This is a genomic window from Dactylosporangium sp. NPDC000244 (genome assembly GCF_040300725.1).
Taxonomy (GTDB): Bacteria; Actinomycetota; Actinomycetes; order Mycobacteriales; family Micromonosporaceae; genus Dactylosporangium.
Map to the genome: position 1 here is coordinate 1 of NZ_JBEPEH010000037.1, position 18819 is coordinate 18819.

The window sequence follows — 18819 nt, forward strand, 5'->3', positions numbered from 1 at the left end:
GACTTCGGCCGCCCACCATCACCACGCTGGAAGAACGACGTCCGCAACGTCGCCTGGATCAGATGCAGGAACGAGCGCAAAATCCGGTCCTGGTCCAGGCTGGTGACCTCGTCGAGGTCCTCGTTGATCGCCGCGACCATCTTCTTCGACCACTCCGACCGCGCCGTCTCGGACAGCTGCAGCCGCGGGTCGAAGCGAGCCGTGAAGAGGTCCACGAGCTTCGCCGCGATCGAGGGATAGGCCAGCAGCGTCGTCTCCATGTAGTCCTGCGAGAACACCGTGCTGGCCTGGCGCAGGTACTTCGCGTAGGCCCGCAGGATGACGACCTCGCGCCAGGTGAACCTGGCCTTCAGCACGAGGGCGTTGAAGTTGTCGACCTCGGCCTCTCCGCGCCAGGTGGCGTAGAAGGCGTTCTCCAGATGGGGGCGGACCTCGAGGATCGCCCGCGAGCCGGCCGGCAGTTGCAGGCCGAAGTCGTAGAGGTAGACGGGGCCGTCGGAGCGGACGATCTCGTAGGGCCGCTCGTCGGTGACCCGCACGCCGAGGGAGTGCAGCACCGGCAGGACGGCGGAGAGGATCATCGGCTCGCGGTAGCGGAACACGTTGAACCGGATGTCGCTTTCGGCCTGGCGGCGGCGGTACACGTGCATCACGAGCTGGCCCCGCTCGTCCAGCAGCTCCAGCTTGGCGACGTCCTTCACCGCCTCGGTCGGCGTGTGCTCGTCCTTGTACGTCTCCGAGAGCGCGCCGCCGTAGCGCTGGTGGAGCTGCTTGGCCTGGTGCTCGTCGTTGAGGTTGCGCTCCAGCTCGAGGCGGAAGTCGTCGTCCCACAGCCGGGTGGCGTCGGCGAGGCGCTCGGTGAGGCGGTCGAGGTTGATGTCGCCGGGCGGGTTGCCGGGCTCGGTGCGCACGATGAAGTGCACGCGGGCGAACTTCGACTCGCTCACCCGGGTCGTGTAGTCCACCCCGACGCCGTTGAGCTCGGCGACCAGGATCTGCTGGATGCGCAGCCGGTTCGCGGTGGTGAACCGGTCCCGCGGGAGGTACACCAGGCAGGAGATGAACCGGCCGTACGCGTCACGGCGCAGGAACAGCCTGAGCTGCCGGCGGCCGGCCAGGCGCAGCACGCCCATGACGGCCTTGTAGAGCTCCTCGGTGCCGATCTGGAACAGCTCGTCGCGCGGATACGTCTCCAGCGTCTCCATCAGTTCCTTGCCGGAGTGGGAGCGCGGCGACAGCCCCGAGCGCTCGACCACCTCCGCGACCTTGCGCTTGATCACCGGCAGGTCACGGACGCTGGTGCGGTACGCCGCCGAGGAGAACAGCCCGAGGAAGCGCTTCTCCCCCACGACGTTGCCCTCGTGGTCGAACTGCTTGAAGCCGATGTAGTCCAGGTACGCCGAGCGGTGCACCGTGGCGCGGGAGTTCGCCTTCGTGATGATGAGCAGGCGTTTCTCCAGCGCCTTGGCGTAGGCCTCCGCGGTCATCGAGGACAGCACCCGCGGCTTGGCCTGGTCGGCGCGCAGGATGCCCAGGCCCGAGCCGAGCACCGCTTGCAGCAGTTCCTCCCCCTCGCTCCCCTTGGTCAACCGGTACTCCCGGTAGCCCAGGAACGTGAAGTGGTCGTCCACGAGCCAGCGCAGCAGCTCGACCGAGTCCGTGATGTCCTTGTCCGGCACCGGCAGCCGCTCGCGGCCGAGTTCGTCGGCCAGGACGAGCGCCCGCGTGCGCATCCTCGGCCAGTCCTCGACCGCCTCGCGCACGTCGTCGATCACCCGGGCCAGATCGTTGCGCAGCCCCTCGAGCTCGGCCCCGTCGCCGATACGGTCGACCTCGATGCGGATCCAGCTCTCGACGATGTCCCCCGGCCCGGCGTCCTCCGGCTCCAGGTCGACGAGGACCTCCTCCAGCGCGCCCAGCGGCGCCCGCCGCACGACGACGAGCGGGTGCACCAGCATGTTCACGTCGAGATCGCGCGCCTGCAGCGCACTCGTGACCGAGTCGACCAGGAACGGCATCTCGTCGGTGACGATCTCCACCGACGTACCGCCGGCGGCGCTCACGCCCAGGCGCAGCTTCAGCTCGCCGGGCAGCCGCTGCTGGGCCAGCTCCAGATGCGACTGTGTGGCGGCAACGATCCTCGCCACCGCGCAGCCGGCCAGCTCCTCGTCCGGCACGAGGCGCCAGTAGCGCGCGACCAGCTCGGGGTCGGCGTCCTGGGCGCTCGCCAGGGCCACCGCCTCCGCGACCAGACGCTCCGCATCGGGCACGTGTGGCTCCAGCCCGTCGTCCTCGACAGCGGGTTCGGCGGTGCCGTCGCGCATCCAGGAGGCCATGAGTCGGCTCATCGGTTGTTCTCCCCTCACCCACGAACGCTGAGGGTGGTCCAGCCTCTCTAGCCTCCCGATTACCCGGCCGGGGCCGGGTTATCGGCGGATCTTTGCGCTCAGGGCGAAGAACGTCGCCATCGCCGACGGGCGGTCAGCACCAGGTCGTTCGACCAGGCAGATGCCGCTGTTGCCGGGCGGCGGCCAGAGGGCCGCCGCCCGGTTGGCCATGGCTCAGCTCAACGCGAACTTCTGCGCCGCGCTGCCGTTGCAGTCCCAGATCTGCAGCCGCGTGCCGTTGCCCGTCGCGCCGCTCGGCGAGTCCAGGCATCGGCCCGACTGCGGGTTGCGCAGCGAGCCGTCGGCCTGCTGGACCCAGTTCTGGCCGCCGACCCCGTTGCAGTCCCACAGTTCGACCTGCGTGCCGTTCGCGGTGCCGTTGCCGATGATGTCCAGGCACCGGCCCAGCGTGCGCAGAGAACCGTTGGCGTTGTGGTACCAGTGCTGGTCCACGGCGTAGGACTGGCAGTCCCACAGCTGCACCGCCGTGCCGTTACCACCGTTGTCGTCGCCGGCGACGTCGACGCACTTGCCGCCGGGGCCGAGGATCGCGCCGCCGCCGTTGACGGCGAACTTCTGCGCCGCGCTGCCGTTGCAGTCCCAGATCTGCAGCCGCGTGCCGTTGCCCGTCGCGCCGCTCGGCGAGTCCAGGCATCGGCCCGACTGCGGGTTGCGCAGCGAGCCGTCGGCCTGCTGCACCCACTTCTGGCCGCCCACACCGTTGCAGTCCCACAACTCGACCTGCGTGCCGTTCGCGGTCCCGTTGCCGTTGATGTCCAGGCACCGGCCCAGCGTGCTCAGCGAGTTGTCGGCGTTGTGCGTCCAGTGCTGATCCACCGCGTTGGACTGGCAGTCCCACAGCTGCACCGCCGTGCCGTTACCACCGTTGTCGTCCCCCGCGACGTCGACGCACTTGCCACCGGGGCCCGCGATCGTGCCCGAGGTCGCCGGGCTGCCCGAGGAGCCCCCACCGGTGAACGAGGTGAGGATGATGCCGGCCGAGCGCGGGTCGCCGTCGTTGACGAGCGACTCGAAGTTGCCGACGTCGTCGAACGGGAAGGCATACGCCTTACCGTCGAGCATCTTCGAGTGGATGATCTTCGCGTACTGGTTGGTGGGGTTGTTCTGGTAGAATGCGGCCGCGTTGGTGCTCGGCTGGGTGTCGATCGTGCCCAGCGTCCCGCGGTTCAGGGCCGCGCAGAGCGTCCGGGCGATCGGCCCGACCACCAGATCGTTCGGCGCGGCGAGGTTGCCGGCGCAGCCCCACACGTCGCCGCTCGACGGCCTGCTGAACGAGGCGACCTGCTGGCCCGACCCGTTGGTGAACGTCATGACGGAGCCCGACGTGCGGCCGAAGTACTTCGTGTTCGGCTGATCGCCGAACGGCACCACGGTCAGCGTCTTGGACGCATACGCGTTCCAGGCGGACGTGATGTACGAGTCCAGGTAGGTGGTGCTCAGCTGCCCGGCGTCGGCGGCCTTGCCCGGCGACAGCACCCGCAGCACGGTGCCGTCCGAGCGGGTGTACACCGAACCGCTCCAGCCGGCCTGCGCCTTGATGCCGTTGATGATGGCGTCGCGCCCACCGGAGACGAGCTCCCCGGTGCGGCTCGTGACGCCGCTGCTGCCGGTCACGGTGACGACGTGCGGCACCGCGAACATGTCGACCTGGGAGCTGTTGAGCCACAGCCCGGCGTCGTTGTAGGTGAACTCGCTCCAGTCGAAGAGGATGTCGCGGTTGGCGTCGCCGGACGCCCACGGCGCGGGCTGGACCAGGCCGTCCGGGGTGAGGTAGAAGTTCAGCTTCTGACCGAGCGAGAAGTAGACCCGCCCGGACAGGCCCCGCGGAACCTGGAGGGTGACGGAGCCGCCGTTGCCGGGCCCGCCGATCGACACGTCCGGCGCGGGCGTGGGCGGAATCCCGCCGGCCGGCCAGGCGGTGAAGCCGCCGGCGGCGTTGACGTAGCCGAGCCGGCCGGTGCTCAGGTTGGTGCCGAGCACGTAGAGGTAGACGGCGCCGCTGCGGCCGGTGTTGTTGGTGACCGTCACGGGCAGCGTCGCCGGGCCGATCGCCAGCGCCGCCGTTGCCGCGACGGTCACGGCGGCGGTCGCGGCAACCGGGACGGCGACGGCGAGGGTGGCGGCCGCCGCCAGCAGTTTCATTCGGCTGCGCACGACCGCCAATGTGCGTTCGTGTTGATTCTTCACAGCGATTGGGCCCCTTCTCGAGCACGGGCGGGGAGGTGGGACACGCCCTGCTCATCCCCCACGCGGCGGACGTGAGAGCGCTTTCAGCATGGTCGCCGACTGTAAAGATAGTTGTCAATAGCAAACACTCGAGGGCGTTGATGTTGGAATACGTTGACCGCGCACAGCGCCGAAGGCCCTTCGCCGTGCGGCCGGCAGCGACCGCACGGAAGTCCTGCCCGCATGAGGGGGCCAAGACGGCCGCGCCGGCCGGGAGTACGTCATGCTTGGCCAGGACGGCACTGGAACGCGCACGTACCTCACTCGCGCCGACGGCGGAAGGTGGCAGATGTACCAGCGGAAGAACACCGCGGACGACGGCGTTTCGCGCGAGTTGGGGTCTTTGCTCGATGACGCATCCGTGCTGGAGACGCTGCGGGACCTGGCCGAGGAGTTCTCGCAGTTCATGCTGCACTACAAGTTCGGGCTGGCCGAGGTCGAGACGAAGGTGAAGATCCTCGCCGAGGAACTGGTGCACAAGGGCCGGGACAACCCGATCGAGTACGTCAGCCCGCGGCTGAAGACGCTGGCCAGCATCAGCGCGAAGGCGGCGCGCATCGGCTGTGCGATGACGGTCGAGGGGGTGCGCGCCAGCATCTACGACATCGCCGGCATCAGGATCGTGTGCAGCTTCGTCTCGGACGTCTACACGGTCGCGGACATGCTGACCCGGCAGTCGGACGTGCGCCTGCTGCAGACGAAGGACTACATCGCCGTACCGAAGCCCAACGGGTACCGCAGCCTCCACCTGATCGTGGAGATCCCGGTGTTCCTGTCCGACCGCGTCGTCGCGGTCCCGGTCGAGGTGCAGTTGCGCACGGTGGCGATGGACTTCTGGGCCAGCCTCGAACACAAGATCTACTACAAGTACGACCCGGACATCCCCGCCGCGCTGCGCGAGGAGCTCGTGGCCGCGGCCGGCGACGCGGCCCGGCTGGACGAGCGGATGGAGCGCCTCCATCGGGAGATTCACGGCCCGCACTGAGCCTCCCCGCTCTGTGCGCCGCGCGGGCGTGACAAATTGGACGGTACTGCGGATCGCAGCGCCGGCCGCCAGGAGGGTTCGACGCCTTACAGTCGACACGCCTGAACTCTCGCCTGGAGGCTCCGTGAGCGACTCGTACGCCGTCCCGCCCCGCGTTCTCGCCGATCTGGTGCCGGGTGCCCTCGCCCGCGACGCCGTGCTTGTCGGGCTCGGTGCCGCGCTGACCGGCGGCGCGGCGCAGATCGCCGTGTCCATCGAGCCGATCAGCCCGGTTCCGCTGACCGGGCAGACCCTCGCCGTGCTCCTGGTCGGGGCGGCGCTGGGCCCGGCTCGGGGCGTCGCCTCGATGCTGCTCTACCTCGCCGTGGGCGCGCTGGGCGTGCCGTGGTTCGCCGGCGGCACGAGCGGCGCCGGGTTCGTCTCCTTCGGGTACGTCATCGGCTTCGTCCTGGCCGGCGCCGTGGTCGGCGCGCTGGCCCAGCGCGGCGGTGACCGGACGCCGCTGCGGACCGCGGGCACGATGGTGGTCGGCAATCTGTGCATCTACGCGGTCGGCGTGTCGTACCTCGCGATCGCGGCACACCTGTCGCCGGCGCAGGCGCTCGACGCGGGGGTCGTGCCGTTCCTGGTCGGCGACGTGCTCAAGGTGCTGCTCGCGACGGCGTTGCTGCCGGCGGCGTGGGCCGTGGTGCGGCGCGTGCAGGACGACGGGCGCTGATCCCGCCGGTGCCGACGCTCAGCAGCTGCAGCTTCTCGTAGCTCTCGCTGCCCGGCTGCGCGGTGTGGACGACCAGCTGCTGCGACTGGTCCGGGTCGATCAGCCGCTGGCAGTGCAGGTCGATCGGCCCGACCTCCGGGTGCACGAGCCGGACCGGCCCGCAGTAGCGGCTCGCCACCGGATGCTCGCGCCAGAGCGCGGCGAACTCGGGACTTTCCTCGTGCAGGGCGCCGACCAGCGCGCCCGCACGGGAATCCCGGCCGTCGCGGATGTACGACTCGTGCAGGTCCGCGACGATGAGCGGCCCTTCGGCCGGCCGGAGCAGCCGCGTCGCCGGGTCGGTGAACCAGCGGTAGTGCAGGCTGCGCGCGAGACCGTTGTGGACGCTCTCGTCCCCGATCAGGGCCATGGACAGCGGCGTCTGCAGCAGCGTCTCGCCGAGCGGGCTCACCACCTGCGCCGCGGCATCGCGCAGACCGTCGAAGATGCGCATCATGCCGGGGTTGACGTGGTTGTCGGTGGCGCGGCGCGGGGTGGCGTACCCGGCGAGCCGGAAGAGATGGTCACGCTCCTCCATGGACAGGCGCAGCCCGCGGGCGAGCGCGGCGAGGATCTGCTCCGAGGGATGGGGACCGCGCGGCTGTTCGAGGCGGCTGTAGTAGTCGATCGACATGTCGCAGAGCACCGCGACCTCCTCGCGGCGCAGGCCGTGCGTGCGCCTGCGTCGCCCGCGGGGCAGGCCGACGTCCTCCGGTTGCAGGGCTTCACGACGGGTGCGCAGGTACCCGGCCAGCCGGGCGCGGTCCATGCTCACACCACGCTCACACGGCCGCGAACTGGAGGCCGGCGAGGCGCTGCGAGACGTCCCACAGTCTGGCGGCCGCGGCTTCGTCGCGTGCCGGGCGGTAGAGGTCCAGTTCGGCCGGGCCGCCGGTGAACTGGCCGAACCCGTCCGGTCCGTAGAAGCGGCCGCCCTCCGCCTGGTGGCTGGTGGCCGCGTACAGGGCCGGCAGCAGACCTCGTTCGACGCCCTGGACCAGCACGCCCCAGCTCGCCAGGCGCTTCATGACGGCCTCGATCGGCGAGGGCTTCTCCCGGCCCATGTTCGGCCCGGCGGCGTACAGGCCGGTCAGGGTCGTGCCCGGATGGGCGGCGTTGCTGACGATCCCCAACCCGGCCGCCCGCGAACGCCGGTCGAGCTCGAGCGCGAACATCAGGTTCGCGAGCTTCGACTGGTTGTACGCGCGGATCGGCGCGTACGCCCGCTCGCTCTGCAGGTCCGCCCAGTTCAGCTTGGCGTGCCGCGCCGCGCTGCTGGTCATGGTCGTCACCCGGGCCTCGCCGGCGCTCAGCAGCGCCAGCAGCCGGCCGGTGAGCGCGAAGTGCCCGATGTGGTTGGTCCCGAACTGCAGCTCGAGGCCGTCGGCGGTCGTGTGCCGCGTCGCCGGCGTCATCAGCCCGGCGTTGTTGATCAGGATGTGGATGGGGCGCCCCTCGGCGTTCAGGGTGTCCCCCAGCGCCTCCACCGACCGCAGCGAGGCCAGGTCGAGCCCGCGCAGCGATGCGGCGGCACCGGGCACCTCGGCGCGGATGCGACGCAGCGCGGCGGCGCCCTTGGCCTCGTCGCGGACCGGCAGGAGAACCTCGGCACCGGCCGCGGCCAGGCGGGTCGCCAGGCCGAGTCCGATGCCGCTGCTCGCCCCGGTCACGACGGCGAGCCGCCCGGTCAGGTCGGTGGTGTGCCGCATGGTTACCTTCTTCATGCCTCGACTCTGGCGCCGCGGCCCGTTCGCAGCCATGTATTGGCAGTACAAGCTCAGCGGCCGGGCCAGCCCCGCAGCTTCGCGGGATTCAGGACGATCCACAGGGTCGTGGCCCGGTCCTCGTGGCAGCTGACGGCGATCACGGCCACGGCGGTGCCGGCCCGGCGGATCGCGAGGCCCGCGCTGCCGTTGACGCTCTCGATCGTCAGGTCGTTCCCGGCCAGCAGGGCATGGAGCAGCCAGGCGACCCTGGCCGCTCCGTGCACCGGACGGGTCGCGGCGGGTGCGCGGCCGCCGCTGTCGCACACGGCGACGGCGTCCGGGTCGAGGGCAGCCTCGATCGCCACGATCTCGCCCGTCAGGCAGGCGGCGGCGAGCCGGCGTACGACATCGTCATGAACCCCCGGACGGCGAGCACGCCCGTTCAGCGGCAACCTCCGCTCCCACCGTCCGCAGTCAGGACAGGGCAGGCCCCTGTGTTGTGACAGCGGCCGATGCCGCGAGCTTCTCGGGATTCATCATCCACAGCACCTGGTCGATGCCGGACGCGGACGCGTTGATCGTCACCATGCCGAGCAGCTCGTCGCCGCGCTGCAGCACCGCGCTGGTCTGCCCGTTCGTCGTGACCCACCGCACGTCCACACCCTCCCAGTACCAGGTGGAGAAGGCCGCGATGTACTTCGCCACACGGGCCGCGCCCACGACCGCCTTGCGCGAAACCTGCCGCGCGCCGTTGCCGTCGGAGATGCTCGCCACATCGGCCGCGAACAGCTTCTCCAGCGCCTCCAGATCGCCGCCGCGGGCGGCATCGAGGAAGGCCGCCAGCAGCTGCCGCTGGGCGGTCTGCGGCACCGGGAGCTTGCGCTCACCGGCGACGTGTCTGCGCGCCCGGCTGACCAACTGGCGCACGGCCGGCTCGGTGGACTGCAGGATCGCGGCGATCTGCGCGTACGGGTAGTCGAACGCCTCCCGCAGCACGTACGCCGCCCGCTCGTGCGGCGTGAGCTTCTCCAGCAGCATCAGCACCGCGAGCTCCAGCGCCTCCCCGCGCTCGGCGCCCAGGAACGGGTCGGCGCTGGTGTCGACCGGCTCGGGCAGCCAGGGCCCGATGTACGTCTCGCGGCGCGCCCGGGCCGACTGCAGCTCGTTGATGGCCAGCCGCGTCGTGGTCGTCGCCAGGAACGCGCCCGGGTTGTTGACCACGCCGCGGTCGGTCATCTGCCAGCGCAGCCAGACCTCCTGCACCAGATCCTCGGCCTCGCTGACGCTGCCGAGCATGCGGTACGCGATGCCGAACAACCGTGGACGTACGCCGGCGAAGATCGATGCCGCCTCGTCGAGTTCCTCCGCCACTGTTCCCCCAAGGTGATTCGCGCCTCCCAGGCTAGCGAACCCGTGGGGCCGGCCGCGGCGACCGCGAGCAGCGCTCAGCCACGTCCGTCCCGGGAGTGGCCGTGCGGGGAGTCGCTCTCCAGCGCCTCCACCGCGCCGAGGAGGCTGCGGAGCCCGGCCTCCTCGCGCTGGGCGTCCGCCGGGTCGAACATCCACTCGCTGATCGGCCGGTCCGCCGCCTCTGCCGGGTGGCTCGACTCGACCATGGCCAGTTCCGCCTTGACCATGGACTCGAGCCCGTGCAGTGAGGAGTTGTCTCCGATTGGCGTGCTCATAGTTCCTCCGTACGTAGGTCCGCTCGCCAGTGAAGACAGGACAGCCCTCCGATCTGTGACAGCTCATCCGGTCGCCCCATCACCGACCGCGAGCACGGCGGCCAGCTGATCCCGGCCGGTCACCTCCAGTTGCCGGCAGATGCGGTCCAGGTGGGAGCCGACGGCCCGGTGCGAGATGAACAGGCGCTGGGCGATCTCCTGGTTGCTCATGCCCTGCGACGCCAGGATCGCGATCTGCAGCTCCTGCGCGGACAGCCGCTGGCCGATGGTCGGGTGCCGCCGGGCGCTGGGCTCGCCGGACTCCCGCAGTTGGACACGGGCCGCTTCGGCCCATGGCAGGGCGCCGAGCCGCTCGAACTCGTCGCGGGCGGTGCGCAGCAGGTCGCGGGCGTCGGGGTAGCGGAGCCGTGCACGCAGCCAGCGGCTGTGATGCAGGTGCAGGCGGGCGCGGACCAGCCGGCAGCCGGCCGGAAGCGCGGCCAGCGCGGCGTTGTAGCGCTGCTCCGCTTCGCCATCCGGGGCGAGCACGGCGCTGGTGTAGGCGTCCGCCATCGTCATCATCTCCGAGGGCAGCAGCCGGGCCAGCTCGGGCAGGTCGGCCAGCAGCTTCCGCGCCTGCTCGACGGTGCCCGCGGCAACCGCGGCGTCGGCCAGGTCCGGCGCCACCAGCCAGCGGCTCACCGAGTGGTGATGCGGGTCGGCCGGATCGAAGACGACCGCCAGCATGTCGTACGCGTCGGTGGCGCGACCGGCGAACAGCGCGAGCAGGCCGTCGATCTGCTGCGCCATCACGGTCGCGAACGGCATGTGGGGAAACAGGCTGCCGGCGCGCAGTTCCGCGCCGAGTCGCGCCGCGGCCGCCGTCTCGCCCCGCAGCGTGGCCACCAGTCCGGCCGTGGCCGTCAACCCCAGCAGGGCGATCGTCTCCCCGGTCTCCTTCGCCAGCAGATACCCCTCCTCGGACTCGGCGCGGGCCTGGTCGAGCTGACCCAGGTAGACGCGTGGCCACGAGCCGGCCAGTGCGCGGGCGAGCAGCCCGAGCCGCCCCTGCGATCGCCAGCTCGCGACCGCCCGGGCCAGATACCGGGTGCTGCGCGTGAAATCGCCGAGGACCATCGCGCCGGAGCCGAGGAAGTGCATGATCCTGCCGTCCTGCTGGTCCGGGGCGATGCCGTCGATGCGCGCCAGCACGTCGGCGCCGTGCCGGTACGGTTCGGTGTACGCCCGCACCGCCAGCACGTGCGCCGTGTCCGGGTCGGCGTCCCATCGATCCATCTCGGCGGCCGTCTCGGCCCGGGTCCGCGCGTCGCCGTCCTGGAAGAAGCACCGGGCCGCGGCCCGCCACAGCAGGTTCTCGGCGACGTCCCGGGCCCCGTCGTCGAATGCCCCGGCCGCCGCGCGCACCATGTCCAGGATCCGCCGGCGGGGCTCGTCCGGCTCGAACGCGGCGTTGTCGGACACGAGCAGGAGACGGGCCCGTTCGACCGGGCCCAGCACGCTGAGGTCCGCGCGGGCCAGCAGCATCCGGGTGTGGTGGCGGTCGTTGACGTCGCTGGACAACTCCGCCGCCCGGACCAGGATGCGGGTCCGGCGGCGGATGTCGGTGACCAGGCCCGCCGCCCGGCTCAGGGCCGGAACGGCCGCGGCGACCTTGCCCCGGGCCTGCGAGACGTCGGCGAAGCGTTCGAGCCGGCCGGCCAGCTGCTCGTCGGGGCCGAGGGTCGCCGCCACGAGGTGGGCGAGCTGGCGCTCGGGAACGTCGTCCAGCACCGAGGCCAGGGCGCGGTGAACGGCCAGCCGGTCGGCGAGCGTGGCACGCTCGTAGATGGCGGAGCGCATCAACGGATGACGAAACTCGGGCTTGTCCTCGACGAACGTGACCAGTCCCGCGCCGACGGCCTCGTGCAGCACGTCCGCGGTCACCGCCGAGCCGGCGAGCCGGCGCGACACCTCCAGCAGCCGGCTCAGCGGCGCGGTCGGCTCCGCGGCCACGACGAGGAGCAGGGCGCGGCAGGCGGGGCTCACCTCGTCGGTGCGGGCGGCGAAGGCCTCCTCCAGCCGCTGGGTCAGTGGCAGGTCGTGCGTCCTCTGCTGCGTCCCCCGCACCGCCTTGGGCAGTTCGACCAGGGCGAGCGGATTGCCCGCGGAGCGTTCCAGGATGAGCGCCCGTACCGACGGCGGCAGGCCCGGCGCGCCCGCGTCGAGCAGTTCGGCGGCGGCCGCGCGGCCGAGCGGTTCGAGGTGCAGTTCGGGCTGGGCCATCGCCGCGCGCCAGGCGGTGCCGTCGCTGCGTGCGGCGCCGGCCACCAGGATGGCGTGATCGCGGGCGCGCCTGGCGACGAAGTTCAGCACCTCCCGGCTTGGGGAGTCGAACCACTGCAGGTCGTCGCAGAGCAGCAGGATCGGCTGCCGGTCGGCGGCGTCGGCGAGCAGTTCCAGCACGGCGAAGGCGACCCGGTACGCGTCGGGCTGGCTCTCCACGCCGCCGAACGCACCCCGCAGGGCCAGCCGATGCGTCTCCGGCAGGTCGTCCACGTGGCGGGAGATCGGCTGCAGCAGCAGGTGCAGCGCGGCGAACGGAAACCATCGCTCGGTCTCCACGCCGGCTGTCGACAGGATGATGAAGCCGCGCTGCGCGGCGTCGGCGCCGACGGCACGCAGCAGCGCGGACTTGCCGACGCCGGGGGTGCCGTGGACCAGCAACGCGGACCCTCGCCCGGCCGTCGCGTCGGTGAGCAGCCGCCGCATGGCACGCAGTTCGGCGTCCCTCCCGACCATCACCGGTGCGGGTACCGCCGGCGTCGCCTTGCCGGCCGGTGGCTGGTCCGGCACGGACGGCGGGGAAGCGGCGGCGGTGGTTGTTGTGGTGGTGGTCTTTCCGGTGCGCTGGTGCAGGAGACGGTCGTACGCGTCGAGCAGCTCCGGACCGGGGCTGATGCCGAGTTCATCGCGGAGCCGCCGGCGCAGGTCCCCGAACAGATCGAAAGCCTCGGCCTGCCGTCCATCGGCCGCGAGCGCCAGCACGAGCCGGGCCTGCAGGGCCTCGTCCAGCGGATCCTGGCCGGCCGCCTGGCGCAGCGCCGGGATGACCATCCGCACCTGTCCGGTCCGCAGGGCGATGTCGGCGGCGTCCCGCACCGTGTGGGATCGCTCGGCGTCCATGGCGACGAATGTGGGATGGGTGCGTGAGGCCGGCTCGAGCCCGGCGGCGCACGGGCCCTGCCACAGCGACAAGGCGTCGAGGTACAGGTGCACCGCTCCGCCCGGCTCCGTCGCCTCCCTGGCCTGCGCCACCAGTTCACGGAAGCGCAGCAGGTCGAGCGAGTCCTCGGTGACCCGGAGCTGATACCCGCCCGCCTGCCGGGTGAGGAAGCGGCCGGTGGCCCGGACCGGCAGGGCAGGCTCGATCAGGCGGCGGAGCGCGCCGATGGATCGGTGTACGACGTTGACCGCGCTCGTCGGCGGATCCTCGTCCCAGATGGCGTCGACCAGTTCGGTCACGCTGACGACCGACCCCGTCCGGGCCAGCAGGAGGGCGAGGACGAGTCGCTGCTGGCGGCCGCCGATGTCGACGTCGGTCGTGCCCCGCTGCACTCGCACCGGGCCGAGGATCTTGAACTGCACGGCCGTCATGTGCACGCTGTCCTCCATTCTCCGCTTCGCAAGCCGAGACATGGTGGTGTGCCTGGTTGTGACAGCCTCCTACGTGACCCCGATCACATTCACAGCATGTGGCCAGAATGCCCCGCGCGGCAGCACGGCGGCGCCGGCCCGGCGAATCGCAGGCCGGCGAGCCCGTTGACGCGTCAGCTTTCGGGACCGTCCGCCGGCGTGCGTCGCTCGTCGCGGCTCATCGCCGCAACTCCGGTGCAACGTAGTCGAACGTCGGGCCGGCTACGGTGTCGTCGCCGTCGGGCATCAGCATGAGCTGCTGGGCCTGGGCCTTGAGGGCGTACATGGTGCCGGTCGCGACGGCGAGCATCTTCGGCCGGCCGTTGAACGCCTGCTCCAGCAGGTGCAGCAGGGCGCTGTAGGTGTGATTGAAGTCCTCCTGGGCGTTGCGGATCGGACTGCCCGGCGCGTGATCGGCCAGGCGCGGGTTGCGCCGCATCGGGTGGACGCCGCCGAGGTCAAGCGGGACCGCCTCGCCGGTCGGCCCGGACTGCGGGGTGTCACCGCGCTGGTATCGCCGGCCCAGCTTGAGCTCCTGGAACCGGTAGTAGTGCGCGACCTCGCCCCGGCCGGGATGGAAGACGTCCCGGTCACCGTCCCAGACCTCGCCTCGCGAGGTGCCCTCGCCCTGCTCGACGATCTCCTCCAGGGCGGCCAGCGCCGAATCGAGACCGTCGATCGCGGCCACCAGTCCCCCGCTGTGGCGGAAAGGTCCCGAGCCGACCTGGCGTGCGGGGTCACCGCAGAAGACCTCGCGTTCGCCGAGCGCGGCGCACAGGTGGTGCAGCCCTTCCTCGATCGCGGCGTAGAACTGCCCGATCGTCGCGTAGCTGTCACTCTCGGCCGGGGCGCCGGGCGGTGCCGGTTGTTCGAGGCGGAGGAACATCTCCAGTGCCTCGTCGCCGAAGGGCACCAGCGAGAGCCGCAGCGAGCGGTCGCCGTGGGGCAGGTGCCTCGGATAGCGCGGCAGCATCCGGGGCGTGTCCAGCCGGGGGTGCCCGCCGACGGCGTTGAGCAGGTTCGCGGCCAGCGCCAGGTGGATCATCTCTTCGACGAAGACGCTCCCCACCACCTGGACGGCTTCGGGGTTGCGCGACTCGTCGAGGGAGTACAGCGCGCAGAGGTACGGCGGCAGCGTGGCGTGTTCCAGTTCGATCGCCCATTGCAGGTGCCGGCGAAGACCGTCGAGCGTGTCGATGCGCGCGGCCGACGGGGCCGACGCGGTTCGCCGAGCTGGTGGATTCATGGGTGCCTCACTTTGTCGGCAGCGGGAAGCTGGGATGCGCCGGCGGGGGCGACGACGGCTGACCGCGTGGATCAGCCTGATCCGGACCGTGGTACAGGGCCCGGGCGAGATTCCCGCGACGTTGCGGGAACCTCACCCGGGAACCGGGGGGGTTACGCCGCGACCGCGTCCACGGCCTCGAGAATCGAGGCCGCCACCGCGCCCGGCTGCGAGACACCGAGCGCGTGGGACGCGCCGGGCACCTCGCGGATCCCCTTGGCGCCGGCCCGGTCCGCCATGAAGCGGTGCAGGGCGACCGGGATGTTCGCGTCCCGGTCGCTGAAGACGAACCACGACGGAATCGTCTTCCAGGCCGGGGCGTCCGTCGGTAGGCCGGCCGTGAGGGCGGCCTCCGTGACCGGCCGCTGCGTCGCGCACATCACGGCGGCCCGCGTGGGGGTGACGTCCGCCGCGAACTGGCGGTGGAAGGCGTCCGGCCGGATGGCGAACTCGGTACCGCCGGTCGTGACCGGATAGGCGGTCAGCGCCTCGCCGAGGGTGCTCCCCGGGAACCTGGTCGACAGCTCGAAGGCGGATTCGCCCTGCTCGGGTGCGAACGCGCAGACGTAGACGAGGGCGACGACCTTGTCGCTGCCGGCGGCGGCCTCGGTGATGACGAAGCCGCCGTACGAGTGGCCGACGAGCACCACGGGTCCGCTGATCGCGGCGATCACGTCGCGCAGGTAGGCGGCGTCGCCCGGCACGCTGCGCAGCGGGTTGGCCGCCGCGACGACGTCCGTGGAGCGCTCCTGCAGCCGCTCGACGACGCCTTCCCAGCTCGCGGACTCGGCGAAGGCGCCGTGGACGAGGACGACGGTTGGCTTCCGCTCGGACATGTGTTTCTCCTCTTTTGTAGGTCTGAAAGCGCCGTGCGGGCTACTCCCCCAGGTCGGGTGCCGCGGTGCTCAAGGGGGAGTCGATCTGCATTGCCATGACCGCGCCGAGAAGGCTGCGGAGCCCGGTCAGCTCGCGCTCGGCGTCCGCCCGGCTGAGCAGCCAGTCGGCGACCGGCACCCCGGTGGCGTCGCCGGGGCGGCTCGACTCGGCCATGAACAGCTCCGCCTTGACTCTGCGCTCGCGCTCGCGGAAGGAGTTCTTGTCGGGCAGTCTCATCTCTCTCCTCCAGACGGTGGCGGTACCGGCTAGCGGGTGAACGTGCGGCCGAGCCACTCGTCGAAGCGGGTCCCGGCGAGGCGGGCGCTGCCGTCGTCGGGCACGAGGCTGCGCTCCTCCAGCTCCTGCCCGAAGTAGGGCGCGTGCGGGTCGCTGATCACCGTGCGGGGGTCGTTGCGGGCGCGCAGGGCGATGCGCACGAGCTCGTCGAGCGGGAACCGCTCGGGCCCGGCGAACTCGGCGATGCCGTTCACCGGGGCCGCGACGGCGACCTCGCACACGGCGCCGGCGACGTCCTCGGCCGCCATCGGCTGGATGAGCGCGGGCGAGAGGCGGATCTTGTCGTCCTCGGTCGCCTCGGCGGCGATGCGGTCGACGAACTCGAAGAACTGCGTCACCCGGACGATCGAGTACGGGATGGTGGATTCCCCGATGAGGCGCTCCTGCGCGACCTTCGCCCGGAAGTACGCGTTGCCGGGCGGGCGCTCGATGCCCACGATCGACAGCGCGACGTGATGCGTGACGCCCGCGGCCGCCTCCGCGGCGAGCAGGTTGCGCGTCGAGGTGGTGAAGAACTCCATGACCGCCGTCTCCTCGAAGGACGGCGAGTTCGTCACGTCGACGACGACCTGCGCGCCCGTCAGGGCGGCGGCCAGGCCCTCGCCGGTGAGGGTGTTGACGCCGGACGCGGGGGAAGCGGCGACCACGTCGTGCCCGTGCTCGCGCAGCTTGTTCACGACCTTGCTGCCGATGAGCCCGCTGCCGCCGATCACCACGATCTTCTTCGCGGTCCGGGTGTGCAGCGCCTGGCGCAGCACCGCGATCGCCTGCGCGGTGGCGGCCTTGGCGGCGTTGGTGTCCTTCAGGGGGTTCAGCATCATGAAGTCGTGGCACGTACCGTCGTAGCGCACCGTGGTGATCGGCACTCCGGCGGCGCGCAGCTTGGCCGCGAAGGCCTCGCCCTCGTCGCGCAGCACGTCGGCCTCGTCCACGAGCAGGAAGGCCGGCGGCAGACCCGCGAGCTCCTCGGGCGTCGCCCGCAACGGTGACGCCGTGATCTCGGAGCGCACGGAGTGGTCCGGGGCGTAGCAGTCCCAGAACCACGCCATCGCCTTCGCCGTCAGGTGGGGCCCGTCGGCGAACTCGGCGTAGCTGGCGGTGTCCTGCCCGGCGTCGGTGACCGGGTAGTACATCGACTGGTGCACGAACCTGACGTCGCCGCGCTGCTTGGCCAGGAGCGTCACGGCGGCGGTCATGTTGCCGCCCACCGAGTCGCCCGCGATCGCCAGCCGGGAGACGTCCAGGCCGTACGACGCGCCGTCGGCCACGATCCATCGCGCCGCCGCGTAGATCTGCTCGATCGCCACCGGGTAGTGCGCCTCCGGGGACGGCGTGTACGCCACGAAGACCACGGCCACCCCGGCCCCGACGGCGATCTCCCGGACCAGCCGGTCGTGCGTGCCGGCGTTGCCCAGCACCCAGCCGCCACCGTGCACGTACAGCACCACCGGCAGCACGCCCGTGACACCCTGCGGCCGCACCACCCGTACGCGCACGTCACCGACGGCGGCCGAGACGGTCACCCACTGCTCGTCGACCGGCGGCGCCGCGACCGGCCCGGCCTGCACGTCGTCGAGGGCCTTGCGCGCCGCCTCCGGGGTGAGCTGGTACACGAACGGTGGTGCTGACGCGGCCTCGGCGAATTCCCGAGCGGCCGGCTCGAGCACAACATCGGACACGATGTGCCTCCTCAGTCGGTGTGTCTCTGTGCTCAGGAACGCTAGGGAGACCGAGTGAGGAAGCAGTGGCAAACGAGTGCGTGCGCGCCGTCACTGGCTTACCCACCCGCCGCACACTGCCCACAATGGACATACAGAGGCGATCAACTGCTTGCGCACTGCCCGCTCGTAGCGTCCACGGCCATGAATCCATCACGGGCCACCGGCGTGTGCGACACAGCCGCCGCAACCGAGTCACGGCCCCGGCGACGATCCTGTCCCGGCTCAACACGCTGCTGTGCCGCGCCGACACGGTCACCACCGCCACGGCCGTCATCGCGACGTACCGGCCGCGCACGGGCCGGCTGCGCTGGGCGCGCGCCGGACATCCACCGCCGCTGCTGGCGGACAGCCACCGGGTCACGTGCCTGCCGAACCCGCGGGGGCCGCTGCTGGGGGTGTTCCCGGCGGCGTCGTTCACGCAGCACTCACACCGGCTGCTCCCCGGGCACTCGGTGCTGTTCTACACCGACGGCCTGATCAAGCGGGGCGCCTTGGACGAGGGCATCGGACTGCTCGCCGAACGGATCACCGGCGGGCACCCGGCGGCCGTCCTCGACCGGCTCGACTTCGCCGCCGCCGGTGACGACGCCTGCGCACTCCTGGCGCAGCGCATCGCCTGACCGGCGCCCGGTCGCGCCGGGCCGCGGGGCGGGCGGCTCGGGTCGCGCGCCTGCCGCGGAGCTGTCAGCGGGCGGTGCCGAGCGTCGCGGCCTCGGTCAACGCCCGCAGCGCCGCCGTCGCCTGGCCGGTCGCGTCCGTGGACAGGCCGGCGAAGGCGCGGCGCTCCAGCTCCCGCATGGCGGCGCTGACCTCCGCCGCGGCCGCGACGCCATCGGCGGTCAGCGCGACGAGCTCCTCGTGTTCGCCGGTGCCAGCCTCGCGGGTGACGAGGCCGCGCATCTCCAGGCGTTCGAGGATGCTGGGCACCGCGGCCGGCCGGCACCCGATCGCCGCGCCGAGGGCCGAGGGGGTCGTCGCCGAGCCCGCCGCGGCGAGATTGCCCAGAGCGTTGAGCTCGAACGGGCTGAGCATGCTGAGGCCGTCGAGCTCGGTGGCGAGCCGGATCAGGACGGCGTGCGCGGCCCGCTGCAGGTCGAGGATCACGGCCCGGAGCATAAGCGCCTGAGCCGACCGGCCGCGCGACCGCCTGACGAATGCCAATGATCTGGACAATTCTCGGCGGGAGCAATTGTTTGGCCTG

The 18819-nt window shown here is 71.6% G+C and carries 16 protein-coding genes; 3 read left to right on the forward strand and 13 right to left on the reverse strand.

The window, feature by feature from the left end; genetic code table 11:
- Together ABT369_RS41755 and ABT369_RS41760 are read right to left on the reverse strand one after the other, a co-directional pair.
- A partial coding sequence (locus ABT369_RS41755; RefSeq protein ID WP_502891888.1) for an NAD-glutamate dehydrogenase domain-containing protein occupies nucleotides 1-2348 on the reverse strand: 2348 nt, incomplete at its 3' end.
- 213 nt (nucleotides 2349-2561) lie between these two features.
- Nucleotides 2562-4562, reverse strand: a complete 2001-nt coding sequence (locus ABT369_RS41760) for a glycoside hydrolase family 64 protein (protein WP_350621170.1) — start codon at nucleotides 4560-4562, stop codon at nucleotides 2562-2564.
- A gap of 415 nt (nucleotides 4563-4977) precedes the next feature.
- On the opposite strand from ABT369_RS41760, the gene ABT369_RS41765 reads away from it, so the two are divergent.
- Nucleotides 4978-5619, forward strand: coding sequence for a GTP pyrophosphokinase (locus ABT369_RS41765; protein ID WP_350621172.1), 642 nt, complete (start codon nucleotides 4978-4980; stop codon nucleotides 5617-5619).
- A gap of 124 nt (nucleotides 5620-5743) precedes the next feature.
- Complete coding sequence (locus ABT369_RS41770; RefSeq protein WP_350621174.1) at nucleotides 5744-6337, forward strand: biotin transporter BioY; 594 nt, start codon at nucleotides 5744-5746, stop codon at nucleotides 6335-6337.
- Here ABT369_RS41770 and ABT369_RS41775 read toward each other — a convergent pair.
- The 10 genes from ABT369_RS41775 to ABT369_RS41820 form a co-directional block, all read right to left on the reverse strand.
- On the reverse strand, nucleotides 6261-7145 hold the full coding sequence (locus ABT369_RS41775; RefSeq protein ID WP_350621176.1) for a helix-turn-helix transcriptional regulator: 885 nt from the start codon (nucleotides 7143-7145) through the stop codon (nucleotides 6261-6263). The two genes, ABT369_RS41770 and ABT369_RS41775, sit on opposite strands and share 77 nt — an antisense overlap.
- Nucleotides 7146-7158: 13 nt before the next feature.
- Nucleotides 7159-8100 carry an SDR family oxidoreductase gene (locus ABT369_RS41780; protein WP_350621178.1) on the reverse strand — a complete coding sequence of 314 codons (942 nt, stop codon included), beginning with the start codon at nucleotides 8098-8100 and terminating at the stop codon, nucleotides 7159-7161.
- 53 nt (nucleotides 8101-8153) lie between these two features.
- Nucleotides 8154-8447 carry a sigma-70 family RNA polymerase sigma factor family protein gene (locus tag ABT369_RS41785; protein ID WP_350621180.1) on the reverse strand — a complete coding sequence of 98 codons (294 nt, stop codon included), beginning with the start codon at nucleotides 8445-8447 and terminating at the stop codon, nucleotides 8154-8156.
- 109 nt (nucleotides 8448-8556) lie between these two features.
- The gene (locus ABT369_RS41790; RefSeq protein ID WP_350621182.1) at nucleotides 8557-9453 is read right to left on the reverse strand and encodes an RNA polymerase sigma-70 factor; all 897 of its coding nucleotides are present in this window, start codon (nucleotides 9451-9453) and stop codon (nucleotides 8557-8559) included.
- 74 nt (nucleotides 9454-9527) lie between these two features.
- Complete coding sequence (locus tag ABT369_RS41795) at nucleotides 9528-9767, reverse strand: hypothetical protein (protein ID WP_350621184.1); 240 nt, start codon at nucleotides 9765-9767, stop codon at nucleotides 9528-9530.
- Between the two features lie 63 nt (nucleotides 9768-9830).
- Nucleotides 9831-13400, reverse strand: coding sequence for an ATP-binding protein (locus ABT369_RS41800; RefSeq protein WP_350621391.1), 3570 nt, complete (start codon nucleotides 13398-13400; stop codon nucleotides 9831-9833).
- Nucleotides 13401-13617: 217 nt separating this feature from the next.
- Nucleotides 13618-14685, reverse strand: coding sequence for a ferritin-like domain-containing protein (locus ABT369_RS41805; protein WP_350621186.1), 1068 nt, complete (start codon nucleotides 14683-14685; stop codon nucleotides 13618-13620).
- Between the two features lie 152 nt (nucleotides 14686-14837).
- Nucleotides 14838-15560 (reverse strand): alpha/beta fold hydrolase, encoded by a 723-nt coding sequence (locus tag ABT369_RS41810; protein ID WP_350621188.1) that lies wholly within the window; start codon nucleotides 15558-15560, stop codon nucleotides 14838-14840.
- Nucleotides 15561-15600: 40 nt separating this feature from the next.
- The gene (locus ABT369_RS41815; protein WP_350621190.1) at nucleotides 15601-15837 is read right to left on the reverse strand and encodes a hypothetical protein; all 237 of its coding nucleotides are present in this window, start codon (nucleotides 15835-15837) and stop codon (nucleotides 15601-15603) included.
- Between the two features lie 29 nt (nucleotides 15838-15866).
- Entirely contained in the window at nucleotides 15867-17576 is a 1710-nt protein-coding gene (locus tag ABT369_RS41820; RefSeq protein ID WP_350621192.1) for an alpha/beta hydrolase fold domain-containing protein, read from the reverse strand.
- A gap of 209 nt (nucleotides 17577-17785) precedes the next feature.
- On the opposite strand from ABT369_RS41820, the gene ABT369_RS41825 reads away from it, so the two are divergent.
- Nucleotides 17786-18238, forward strand: coding sequence for a PP2C family protein-serine/threonine phosphatase (locus ABT369_RS41825; protein ID WP_350621194.1), 453 nt, complete (start codon nucleotides 17786-17788; stop codon nucleotides 18236-18238).
- Between the two features lie 64 nt (nucleotides 18239-18302).
- Here the strand turns inward: ABT369_RS41825 and ABT369_RS41830 are convergent, their stop codons facing one another.
- Nucleotides 18303-18722, reverse strand: a complete 420-nt coding sequence (locus tag ABT369_RS41830) for a MarR family winged helix-turn-helix transcriptional regulator (RefSeq protein ID WP_350621196.1) — start codon at nucleotides 18720-18722, stop codon at nucleotides 18303-18305.
- Nucleotides 18723-18819: the final 97 nt, after the last annotated feature.